Source organism: Fulvivirga kasyanovii, from assembly GCF_009711405.1.
In the GTDB taxonomy this organism is placed as follows: domain Bacteria; phylum Bacteroidota; class Bacteroidia; order Cytophagales; family Cyclobacteriaceae; genus Fulvivirga; species Fulvivirga kasyanovii.
This window is the reverse complement of record NZ_SMLW01000568.1, coordinates 9,625-20,848: the sequence shown is the minus strand read 5'-3', so window position 1 is coordinate 20,848 and position 11,224 is coordinate 9,625. Positions and strand designations below refer to the sequence as shown.

Annotated in this window: 10 protein-coding genes; 7 read left to right on the top strand and 3 right to left on the bottom strand. The window is 42.1% G+C overall.

Annotated features, from left to right (window positions below; all coding sequences use genetic code 11):
- Window positions 1-562, top strand: a 562-nt coding sequence (locus tag E1163_RS14730) for a CRISPR-associated endoribonuclease Cas6 (protein ID WP_155173118.1), incomplete at its 5' end; no start/stop codon positions are given.
- On the opposite strand, the gene E1163_RS14725 is transcribed toward E1163_RS14730, so the two are convergent.
- Window positions 559-1,845 carry a type IX secretion system plug protein gene (locus tag E1163_RS14725; RefSeq protein ID WP_155173116.1) on the bottom strand — a complete coding sequence of 429 codons (1,287 nt, stop codon included), beginning with the start codon at window positions 1,843-1,845 and terminating at the stop codon, window positions 559-561. The genes E1163_RS14730 and E1163_RS14725 overlap by 4 nt on opposite strands.
- A gap of 103 nt (window positions 1,846-1,948) precedes the next feature.
- Here E1163_RS14725 and E1163_RS14720 point away from each other — a divergent pair, with 103 nt between their 5' ends.
- The 4 genes from E1163_RS14720 to E1163_RS14705 all read left to right on the top strand — a co-directional run bounded on the left by E1163_RS14720 (window position 1,949) and on the right by E1163_RS14705 (window position 6,350).
- Complete coding sequence (locus E1163_RS14720; RefSeq protein WP_155173114.1) at window positions 1,949-2,500, top strand: RNA polymerase sigma factor; 552 nt, start codon at window positions 1,949-1,951, stop codon at window positions 2,498-2,500.
- A complete protein-coding gene (locus E1163_RS14715; protein ID WP_185156097.1) occupies window positions 2,490-4,130 on the top strand; it encodes a porin family protein in 1,641 nt (546 codons plus the stop codon). The genes E1163_RS14720 and E1163_RS14715 overlap by 11 nt, the downstream gene beginning before the upstream one ends.
- 164 nt (window positions 4,131-4,294) lie before the next feature.
- Window positions 4,295-5,605 (top strand): LVIVD repeat-containing protein, encoded by a 1,311-nt coding sequence (locus tag E1163_RS14710; protein WP_155173111.1) that lies wholly within the window; start codon window positions 4,295-4,297, stop codon window positions 5,603-5,605.
- Window positions 5,595-6,350 carry a hypothetical protein gene (locus E1163_RS14705; protein WP_155173109.1) on the top strand — a complete coding sequence of 252 codons (756 nt, stop codon included), beginning with the start codon at window positions 5,595-5,597 and terminating at the stop codon, window positions 6,348-6,350. Before E1163_RS14710 ends, E1163_RS14705 begins: the two co-directional genes overlap by 11 nt.
- Before the next feature lie 329 nt (window positions 6,351-6,679).
- Here the strand turns inward: E1163_RS14705 and abc-f are convergent, their stop codons facing one another.
- Window positions 6,680-8,608 carry a ribosomal protection-like ABC-F family protein gene (gene abc-f, locus E1163_RS14700; RefSeq protein ID WP_155173107.1) on the bottom strand — a complete coding sequence of 643 codons (1,929 nt, stop codon included), beginning with the start codon at window positions 8,606-8,608 and terminating at the stop codon, window positions 6,680-6,682.
- Between the two features lie 148 nt (window positions 8,609-8,756).
- Between abc-f and E1163_RS14695 the strand changes: the two genes are divergently transcribed.
- Window positions 8,757-9,920, top strand: coding sequence for a PQQ-dependent sugar dehydrogenase (locus E1163_RS14695; RefSeq protein WP_155173105.1), 1,164 nt, complete (start codon window positions 8,757-8,759; stop codon window positions 9,918-9,920).
- Window positions 9,907-10,311, top strand: a complete 405-nt coding sequence (locus tag E1163_RS14690) for a DUF6970 domain-containing protein (protein WP_155173102.1) — start codon at window positions 9,907-9,909, stop codon at window positions 10,309-10,311. The genes E1163_RS14695 and E1163_RS14690 overlap by 14 nt, the downstream gene beginning before the upstream one ends.
- A 23-nt stretch (window positions 10,312-10,334) precedes the next feature.
- On the opposite strand, the gene E1163_RS14685 is transcribed toward E1163_RS14690, so the two are convergent.
- Window positions 10,335-11,224 (bottom strand): tetratricopeptide repeat protein (locus E1163_RS14685; protein WP_155173100.1); only part of this gene is annotated, 890 nt, incomplete at its 5' end.

Sequence of the window (11,224 nt, the reverse complement as noted above, 5' to 3'; positions counted from 1 at the left end):
TATTGATTACTTTTTAACCAACCTGTTTGAATTCAATCAGGTGGAACTCGGTGGGTTATACCTGCAACCGGAGACAGTTGAACTTGAGGACAGGATTGAGGTTCAGGATTCCCTCAAATTTGTATGTATTTCGCCGCTGGTTATACTTAACTCGTCATTCAACGACAGTACAGCCAAACGCTTTATTCCCCCTGAAACCGATACGTTTTCAGACCTTCTATACGAATCAACCATTGAAAGAATGGAAGCTTCCGGCATGTTCCTTAAGGAGCAGTTAGAGGGCTTTTATAAATTTCAGGTAGTGCCCGATAAAACCTACATTGCCAGGCTAACGGCAGCGCAAAAGAAATTTGCCAGAATCTATCCTGTATATGATCGTGATGTGAAATATGAGATCAGAGGCTATACCTTCCCGTTCACGCTCTATGCAGCCAAAGAGGTGCAGGAGTTCGTGCTTCACTGTGGGTTAGGGCAGTTTACGCATAAAGGTTTTGGTATGCTTGATGTAGCACACTCCAATCCAAATAGCCGTGTACTCAAGTATGAATTCAGCTACGCTTAGCGTGCAGGGTTCATTTCGTAGTATCCATACCCAATAAGTAATTCGGAACGATTGGTAGGAGGCTTATAGTAAACCAGTATTTCGTATTCGTTTTCTGTTTGAAAATGGTCACCTTCAAAATAATTGGACCTTAAAGTATCTCCTTTGATGTAGTACTGGTAGTCATAGTAGCCCTGCTTTAAGATCATTTCGCCATTATACATCCCTGAAACTTCGTCATAAGCCATCTGGTTTTGAAGGTTCCAGTTGTTCATTTCTCCAATTACATAAACCTCCCCATTGACCTTGTCTGCTTTGAGGTGGAATCTGACTGTTACATAATCGCTCTGCACAGAGCCATTCCCGGTATCGGAGTTGGCAATAAAGTATTCGCCATTCAGATCATCATATTGCGTGTAAGGCTGATATATTCTGGGTTTGTCCATCATCAGGTCAACCAGTGTAGGGCGGGTATTCCAATTTGCCCGCTGAACGTTCTGTCCGGGATATCGCAAAGAACGCATATCAAAAAAGCGAAACTCATTGCCAGCTTTGAAATTGTTTTCATAGTTGAAAAAACGGTATTCCAGCTCACTTACATTCTCACGAATAAAGTTGGGTTTCAATGTAGTGATGGCATTGTCCCACCTTTGATTTTGACGAATGACCACCGACACATTTTCCATTGGGTTTTGCAGCATATAGTCACTGTAATTGATAGTGAAGTCAAGCTGCTGGTTCAACCTGTTGTTGGAGCTAAGTCCGGTAAGATCACTCATGAGGTTAATAGATACGAGGTTGCTGAAAAGCATAAACCTTTTGGATAGGATGATGTCTGACTCATCCGTACCTCTATAGGCAACCAGCAGATAATTTCCAGGTACTTTGATGTTTGGAATTTTGAATTTATAGTGTACATATGACAGTTTCGTATCAACAGATAATTGATAGTTATCAATATTGAATTCATTATAGTCATATAAATAATCCAGACTTCTCAGGCGGGAAGGTGTCCAGTCACTGTTGCAATGAATAATTTTGACCCTGTAGTTTTCCGGGGCCTGGACGAGGTCATCAAATTCCAGTAACAGGTTGTTATTATTTAATGGGGCTATAGCAGGTAAGAGTACGGCATTGGAGCTGCCATTGTAAGGGTAGAGCTGAACTGTTCTGATCTCAAGTTCGTAGGTGGCATCCTTATAAACCAGCTTTTTGTCCTGATAAAGCGATTCGGGACGATTACCAGGTATATTAAATGCTCCCAGAATAAAAATAAATAGTGTTGCTGCGATCCATTTTCTCATAATGGCGATAAAAATATAATTAATTTTACGATATACAAGAACAGTTCCAACCTATTGGAAACTTGCGGTGTCTATATAACATGATTGCAGCGAATATATTATAATGGACTCGGAAAAAGCGCTCATAGACGGCTGTTGTAAGGGAGACCGAAAAGCCCAGAAGCAACTATTCGATCTTTACTCCAAAAAGATGATGGTTGTGGCTATGCGCTATTCCAAATCAGACCAGGAAGCCGAGGATATACTGCAGGAATCTTTTATTAAAATATTTGAAAAAATAAAGACATTCAGGGGAGAGTCGAGGCTGGATTTCTGGGTTAAAAGGATTGTTATCAATACAGCCCTAAACCATCAAAGAAGTAAGCTGTACCTTTTTCCAATGGTTGATGTTCATGAACTGAATTTTTCTGAAGAAAGCACCTTCTCACTCGCCGATTTTCATTTTAGAGAGTTGCTTAAGATGATTCAGGAGTTACCTTCCGGCTGCCAGGTAATATTTAACCTGTTTGCCGTGGAGGGTTATTCTCATAAGGAAATTGCCCAATTACTAAATATAAGTGAAGGGACTTCCAAATCCCAGTATGCGAGGGCAAAGAGCCTGTTGAGAGATAAAATAGAAACTGAAGAAAAAATTAGTTATGGAAATGCAAGATAAAACGCAGTTTGAAAAGGAGTGGGAAAACGCATTTGCAGACGCTGAAATGGATGTTTCAACATCCGTTTGGGAGAAAGTGGAGTTAGGGGTTTCCCAGGCCTCGGCAGGTAAATATAAAAGGAGGTTGCTGCTGTTTCAATTATTGGCGGCAGCATCAGTGGCTTTTGCCATGACAGTCGGGGGTGTTGCTGTTTATCACCTTCAAGTTAACGATCTGGGGAGCGAAGATAGCAGCATTGCCATAAACGATACTGAAAGTAAGGAGAGAGGACATACCGAGAACAATGCTCAGGCTAATGAGGATTCAAAGCCAGATAAAAATGACGGAGTTTCTTCTGAAAGTGAAACACTTAGGTCAAATTACAGTGACAGTTATGTAGGAGGTGATTCAAAAGAAGCAGAGGGATCAAGAGATGCCGTATCTAAGAGCACTGGCCATGAAGCCAATGACGTTGAAGGGGCTGAAAAGTCCGGTGCCGGTAATAATTTGGCAAATTCAGGCTCCGGAGTTTCCATCGATAGGCTTGACCAAACTGATCGTACTACAGCAAATACTGATTATACTATGCCAAATAACGATGGTGGTAGCAATAATGTGGGCGATGCAACTAATGTTAATAAAGCTAACGGAAATACGATGGCCTTAGCTGGCAAGAAGGAGAGTGATGAAAATGCCTATAGCAAGGGTGAAGGAATTATTGACAGGAAGCTGTTGGATAATGTGGAACATGAAAGTCGTGTAGCATCAAGCCAGACCGGTAATGGCTTAAATAGTGCAGACGGTGGTAAACTGCCTGAAGAAATTGAACGATTGTTTGAGTACCTCGAAACTACCCCACTGGAAGAAAGGGAGCTGAATATGGTGCCCTGGTACAGTTATGTCCCCAATAAAAAGCAAGGCAATAGTGATGGTTTGTGGGCTGGTGTAGGCTTCTCGGCAGGGAGCTTTGATCCTAACATGGGTGGTGGCGGCGCAGCAGCGGACATGGATATGATGGAGACCTCTAAGTTAAATGCTGCCTCAAAGCGAGCTCCATCCTTTGGCAAGGAGAGATCCGGGCAAGCCTATAATGTAGGTGTTAATTTTGGTACAAGGTTATCGGAAAAGTGGGTTTTGCAGAGCGGAATTGTCTATGCACAGCAGCAGACCACCAGTACCTCCAATGTGGTAAATACCAGTGATCGCCAGACCGTCAAGACATTAAGCAATTTTGCGGATATGGAAAATGCGGAAGATATTGCTTTTACCGCACCATATGATGTTAACAATACTTATGAACTCGTCTCGGTGCCTATACAGGCCGGTTATGTACTTTTGGATAGCAGGTTTAACATTGTTATCCTAAGTGGTGTTGCGAATAATATCTTACTCAAAAATCAAATTAGCGCCTCATCGGGAGATATAGAGGATGTTAATATTTCAGGAGATGACTCCCAATACAGGACCTACCAGCTCACCGGGTTGTTAGGGTCTGAATTCAGCTATGATTTTGGAGAGCATTACAGGTTGGCCTTGATTCCACAGGTAAGGCAATCTATAAATTCAATTACCAAATCAGATGCCGAATATACCAGCCGGCCAACTACCCTGGAAATTGGCTTTAGGTTCAAGTACGTATTCAGTAATTAGAATTAGAAAAAGCATTTATCATTTATTGTTTATCAGTCCTGTTTTAACACAAATGGCTGACCCCGTGTAATTAAAATCAATTTTTTTAAGATAAAATTTAATCCCATTCCAACCCTTGGTTGATTAGTTGTGTCTATTAGATAGTGGTTTTAAAAATTCAAATCATGCAAAAGGAAAAAACAAAGAACCGCATAGGTCAAACGATTGTCGCAGTAGCGTTGCTACTGTGCTTTGGCAGCATATTGTCTGGCTGTGGTGATAACTGTGAAGTGAAGAACAGTTATACCTACTACGAACCGGTTTACACACCGTTATCTGAAATACGATCATCGGTATCTACCTTACCGGCGCATGATCTGGAACAAACAGGTAAGATATACTTTAAGGATGGATATCTTTTTATCAATGAACCTAATGAAGGGGTTCATGTAATTGATAATCACGATCCTGCAAACCCTGAGAATATTGCTTTCATCAATATACCAGGTTCATTTGATATAGCAGTTCGTGGAAATATCCTTTTTTCAGACAGTTATATAGATCTGGTAGCCATTGATATTTCAGATATACAAAATGCCCGGGAGGTTGGCCGAATAGAAAACCTGTTTCCCGGCTATAACTCATATGGCTTTTATGCTGATACCGAAATGGGAATAGTTACTGATTGGGAAGCAGTGGATAAAATTGAAGAATATGAATCTGATTGTAATGCTAATTACAATTGGGGGATGTTCTACGAAAGAGGTATTGCAGTTGATCAGTTGGCCAACTTTGATGTGAGCGCTGCTCTGGCCCCTACCAATCCTGGTATGGCCGGTTCTATGGCCAGGTTTGCAGTGGTAGGTGATTATCTCTATGCCGTGGATCAGTCAGACCTGTACCCCGTCAATGTTAGTAACTCATCAGACTTAGAGGCGGAGGAGAAGGTGGTGATCAACTGGGGGATAGAGACTATTTTCCCTAATAACAATCATTTGTTTATCGGTGCACAGAACGGTATGTACATTATGGACATTTCTAATCCTGCGCAGCCTGCGTGGGTATCAAGTTATGAGCATGTCACCAGTTGCGATCCCGTGGTTGTGGATGGGGATTACGCTTATGTAACACTGCGTTCTGGTACTGAATGTCAAGGCTTTACTAATCAACTTGAGGTAATAGATATATCGAATATCAGCAGCCCTGAGTTACTATACACATACAATATGCACAATCCGCACGGTTTAGGTAAAGATGGAGATGTACTTTTTATATGTGATGGGGACGATGGGCTGAAGGTATTTGATGCAAGTGATATAGGAGAAATTGGCAATCGGTTAGTGGCGCATTACAAAGATATTAAGACGTTTGATATTATACCGTTTAACAATATTGCTATGATGATCGGCGAGGATGGTCTTTATCAATACGACTATTCTGATATAAATCACATTGTTTTTCTGAGCCATTTACAGGTTTCCGGAAATGTGGAGTAAGATTCTCCTTGTCATCCTTACCACTATGGCTGTAACAGCCCATGCGCAGGCTGATAAGGATAGGGTATATCTTAAGAACAAGAGTCTCATATTGGGAAAATTAGTTTCACTTGACAGAGACTCTGCACTTGTAAGATTTAATTCGGGAGATCATTGGTTTGAAACGGGTGATATCCATAGCATAAATATAAAAGGTAATACAGGAGCTGAAGTTGACCGAGGGGTTTTAGACTCGCTGAACACTGCGGGCTTCAAAAAGAAATTTGATATGATGCTGCAGTGTGGTGTAATGGCAGGAGGTGGAATTAATAACAGAGATGTTTACCCTGCAATGAGTTTAACACTAGTATATAGGTTTAAAAAACTTTTGCAGTTGGGCCTGGCTACCGGATATGAGCAATATGATGATTATAGAAACATGCCGGTATACCTATACTATAAAGGTGATTTGTTCAGGCATTTTTCCGGAGCGTACTACTATGCTGGTGCGGGCTATAGTAAAATGTGGGGAAAGCCGCATATAGAGCAGGAAGTTGATAATATTAAAGGTGGCCCGGTGTTAAAAGCGGGAGTTGGCTTCATTTTTGCGAGTAAAAGCAAAGTTGATTTTGTGACCACAGTTGGATGGAGCAGACAGCATATGGAGATGGAGTATCCTTTGTATCATACATGGGGTGGTGAGTGGAAAACTGAGGTGTCACGAACAATGGATCGACTGGAATTTAAAATTGGAATTTGTTTTTAATAATTGTTGCAAATCTCTGACAGAAGTACGTAAGTTTGCGGCCAATTTTGAAGGAAAGTTGAAGAAAAGTAGTTACCGATTGAGCAACTGTTGTATTAATAGAAAATATTTAATATAAATTTAATTTTTATGAGGATTTACGAATTGCAGCTAAGAAAAATGATGTACAGGTACGCAGTAGCTTTTGCTGTTACATTGATCATTATGATTTTAATTTAAACCTCACCTTCACCTACGGGAAGATTTTTTCAGAGTGAGGTGAGGTTTAATTTAATATCTCAACTTGAACTGCTGCTTCCGGCTACCCTTACCATTTTAGCAAGATATAGTTAATTCGAGCTATTTTCCAGTTCGTCAATTTCTTCCGCTTTTAGCTCCCATTGTTCATTGAGGGCTTGAAGTTGAGCTTTTAACTTTTCATATCTTGTATTCGCTTCCTGAAGCTTGTCAGGATTACCGAATACTGCAGGGTCTGCCATTTCTTTTTCAGCAAGGGCAACCTCTTTTTCAAGGGCATCTATTTGCTCTTCAATTTTTGAAAGCTCCCGCTGATGATTGATCAGGAGTTTCTCATTGCTGTTGCCTGTTTTTTGAGCGGGTTTGGGTTTTTCCTGTTTTTCAGGTTTGCTCTGCTCAGAGGTAGAAGACTCTTTTCTTTCCGCATCTATCTTGCTTCTCCACAAACTATACTCATCGTAGGTGCCAGGGTACTCTTTGATCTGGTGGTCTTCAATATACCAGATCTTATTGGCCACCTGGGAAACAAAGTGCCTGTTGTGCGATACCGTGATAAATGTCCCTTGGTATTGCTGCAGGGCTTGTACAAGTATATTTTCGGATTGAAAATCAAGGTGGTTTGTAGGCTCATCCAGCAACAGAAAGTTGGCTTCGGAAATAAGCGTCTTGGCTAAAGCTACCCTGGATTTTTCACCTCCGGACAGTACTTTGATCTTTTTGAACACATCGTCGCCAGTGAACAGAAAGCATCCCAGTACCTGTCGAAGCTCCAGTTCGGTTTTTTTACTTCCGGCTTGCTTGAGCTCTTCCAATATCTCATTGTTTACATTCAGGTCTTCCAACTGGTGCTGGGCATAAAAGCCCATATTTACATTGTGACCTTCCTGCCTTTCTCCTTCAATGGGTTCGGTGCCTGCTATTATGCGTAGCAGTGTTGATTTACCTTTACCGTTTGCACCTATAAGGGCTATTTTATCGCCTCTTTCGATATGTGCAGTGGTATCGGTGAGTATATTCAATTTGTCATACGATTTGCTCACATGTTCCAACTGAATAACATGCCGACCTGATTTCTGCTTAAAGTCGAATTTGAAATTAACAACGGCGTTGGTATCCACCACCTCTTCAATTTTATCCATTCTGTCCAGTGCTTTTACTCGGGACTGTACCTGACGGGCTTTGGTGGCTTTGGCCCTGAATTTTTCTATAAAGCGCTCAGTTTGCTTGATCTTTTGCTGCTGGTTCTCAAAGGCATTTTGTTGGATCTCAGAACGCAATTCCTTTTCCTGGAGATAGAAGTCATAGTTTCCTTCGTATACTGTAAGCTGCTGGTTGAAAACCTCCACAGTTTTATTGATGGTGTTGTTGAGAAATTGCCTGTCGTGAGAAACAACAATAACAGCACCTTCATAGCCTCTGAGGTAGTTTTCTACCCATTCAATGGAGGGTAGATCAAGGTGGTTGGTGGGCTCATCCAGCATCAAAAGTGATGGTTTTTCCAACAACAGTTTGGCGAGCATTACACGCATTCTCCATCCTCCGGAAAATTCTTTAAGCGGCCTGTGCAGGTCTTCCGTATTAAACCCGATACCTTCAAGTATTTCCTCTGCTTTGGCCTGCATGGTATATCCCTCCAGGCGCTCGAATTTTTCCTGTAGCTTGGTGAGCTTTTCTACAAGTTCATCAGAGTACTCGGTCTCAAGTTTTTTGAGGGTTTTTTCCAGGTTTCTTTGGGTCTCCACAGCTTCGCCAAAGGCCTGCATGGCTACCGATACAATGCTGTCTTCTGATTGGTACGAAAGCAGGTCCTGGTTAAGGAAACCTATAGTACACTCATTGCTTTTTCCTATCTCTCCCTTGTCCGGAGTATAGTCCCCATTGATCAGTTTAAGTAAGGTGGATTTTCCCGTACCGTTAAGACCTATAAGTCCGATTTTGTCTTTGGGTTTGATGTGTAAAGATGCGTCTTCGTAGAGAGGCCGGCCCCCAATGTAGTAGGAAAGGTTTTGTATTGCTAACATAACCGCAAAGTTATGAATTGATGAGTAATTCGTATTAACAGGCAGTTTTAATTTAGGAAGACGGTACATTAAAACATGGCCGGTTAAACCTTCGCCTGTTTTGAGGGTTAATATTATTCGGTAACTTTATTTCAAAAACTTATTGACCATGAAATCCCGATACTTTGTTATTGCCTTTTGTTTGTTGATAGCCTGTAATTCCTCTCAGGAGGCTGATGATAATTTGACTACTGATAAACCTGACGATAAACCGGTTGAAGAGCCTGTACGCACTGGCCTGGACCGGGTCAATCTGCCTGAGGGTTTTCAGATATCAGAATTTGCCGAAGTCGAAAATGCCCGTTCACTAGCTCTCAGTCCTTCGGGGGTTGTTTATGTGGGCAACAGGCAGGCCGACAAGGTTTATGCGCTGAAAGATACCAATGGTGATGGAAAAGCAGAAGAGAAGTATATCATAGCGGAAGGGTTAAACTCTCCTAACGGTGTGGCTTTTAAGGATGGTGACCTGTATGTGGCAGAGATCAGCAGAATACTCAGGTTCAATGATATTGAATCGAAACTGGATAATCCTGGTAATTATGAAGTGGTTTATGATGATTATCCCACGGAAGGGCATCATGGTTGGAAGTATATTGCATTTGGGCCTGACGGCAAGCTTTATGTGCCGGTAGGAGCACCCTGCAATATTTGCAAAAGCGACGATCCTGTATTTGCTTCCATTACCAGAATAAATACCGATGGCACAGGTAGGGAAATAGTTGCTGAGGGTGTAAGGAATACCGTTGGTTTTGATTGGCATCCTGACACAAAGAACTTATGGTTTACAGATAATGGAAGGGACATGATGGGGGATAACATACCTCCCTGTGAATTGAACAGAGTTACCCAAAAAGGTCAGCATTTTGGCTATCCCTTTTGCCATGGTGGTGATATTGCTGATCCGGAGTTCGGATCGGAGCGGCACTGTAACGAATTCAAAAAGCCTGTCTGGAATTTTGCAGCACATACTGCTCCGTTGGGAATGAAATTTTATACCGGTACAATGTTTCCCGAAGAGTATAAGGGTGATATTATTGTAGCCCAACATGGTTCGTGGAACAGATCGTCCAAAATAGGGTACAGGCTGATGCGGTTAAAAGTTGAAGGTTCCGGCGTAGCAGAAGCAGAGGTATTTGCCGACGGCTGGCTTAATGAAAGGGCACAGGAGGCCTGGGGAAGACCGGTGGATGTACTACAGATAACTGATGGTTCCCTGTTAGTGTCAGATGATCAGGCAGGTAAAATTTATAGAATTACTTATGAAAAACAATAAAACCCACTTAAGCCGGTTGCAGGTGATGTTATTTTGTGTAGCTGTACTGCTTTCGGCTTGTAAAACTACAAATGCGCAAACAGCTATGTGTTATATAGAAGACCCGATAGCGGAGCTGGGCTGGCTGCAGGATATCATTCAGCGGCAGAAAAGCCTCAATGTAGACCGTAAGGCAGACATATTTGAGTACACCTTCAAAGGTGAGAAGTATTTTATGGCAGATATGTGTGTTGGTTGTCCTGATTTTATAACGGTGTTCTACAATTGTATAGGAGAAAAGGTATGTGAATCCGGCGGAATAATGGGAACGAACACCTGTCCTGATTTTGAGGAAGAGGCCATTAGCAAACGACTGATCTGGTCTTCATACCGCGATATTGACGATTACTAAGGTTAGCCGCTTCCTGCCTTCAATTATTTGGTTTTTGGCTTGTAAAGACCGTCAAAAGCTATTTGCCAGGTTTTCCCATCATCGGTAGAGCTTTCCATGAGTTGTCTTACCGTGCCATCTTCATTGAGGGTGAAAGTCATTCTGGAGATACTGATTTCCCCTTGCCGGTTCATGAACTGACTTTCAAATTGAAGCATGCCCTCATTTTTATCTGTTTCTATATAGTTGTAGGTATCGCCCATGGCACCTACCCAGTGCTGGTGCCATTTCTGGTCTATAGGGTCATAGTAGTTCATACTTTGCCCTGAGTAGTTTCCTGCCGTGGTATAGCTCTCATGGATAACGCACCCGCCATTGGCCAGTGTTATGGAATTTTCCCCGGCTTTTTGCCCTCTGGCATATACATCCCATTCGCCAATCCAGAAATCAAAGTGCCGGCGTTTTTCATCTTGCAGACATGGGTAGGCGTTGAGCTTGATTTTAGCCATAGCTTCTTTGTATCCTTCCAGATTTCTGATATTATCAAAAGCAGGGTCTTCGCTGATCCTTTTGAAGGCTACAGCTCCATTGTCGGCTCCCGCCTGCAGAGTCTTCACCGCCTGCTCTCTTTTATTATCCAGAGCATAGGCTTTGGCTATATTGTAATTGGTAAAGGAGGGCGGGTAGTTAAGTTCCTGTGCTCTGGTCAGGTACTCTATGGCTTTGCCGTACGCTTTAAGGTTCATAGCACTAATTCCCAGGTTATACCAGGCTGAGGAATCTGTGTTGTTCTCTTCCAGGTATTTCTGGTATCCTTTAAGCGCCTGCTCATATTGCGCATTATTAAAATTAGCATCAGCCGTTTCTTTCAGGGTCTGTGAAAATGATATTGTGCTGATCAAAATCAGAATAACAGGTAAACAGGTCCGCATCG